We start from the raw sequence: 322 nt of genomic DNA, 5'->3' as shown, positions 1-322 counted from the left end.
GTGCCCGCGCAGGAACAGGAAAATCGACACGGTCAGGGTCAGCGGGAACATGATCTGCGCCAGGTCGGCTGGCACCGGCAGCTTGATCGGCGGGCCGGGCATGATCTGCTCCGGTGCCTGCAAAGCCGTTGCCGATCTATCGCCAGCTGTACTTCCAGGTGATCGTGGCGATCGTCCTGGGTGCCATCCTCGGCCACTACGAACCGCTGGTCGGCGACATGGATCAGCTTGGCGCTGACCTCGATCACCACGGTCGGCGTGGCCTGGCCCTGGTAATCCGATTCGAAGCGGCGCACGTCGGTGGACAGCTTGTAGTCGGCGC

Annotated in this window: 1 protein-coding gene; it reads left to right on the top strand. The window is 64.6% G+C overall.

Going from position 1 to position 322, the window contains the following annotated elements; all coding sequences use genetic code 11:
• Positions 1–113: 113 nt before the first annotated feature.
• Positions 114–322 (top strand): hypothetical protein (locus tag ABGA94_RS08475; RefSeq protein WP_375367004.1); only part of this gene is annotated, 209 nt, incomplete at its 3' end.

It is taken from the genome of Stenotrophomonas sp. 3diitr2024 (assembly GCF_042136455.1).
Lineage (GTDB): Bacteria > Pseudomonadota > Gammaproteobacteria > Xanthomonadales > Xanthomonadaceae > Stenotrophomonas > Stenotrophomonas sepilia.
This window is presented reverse-complemented; position numbering and strand designations above follow the sequence as displayed.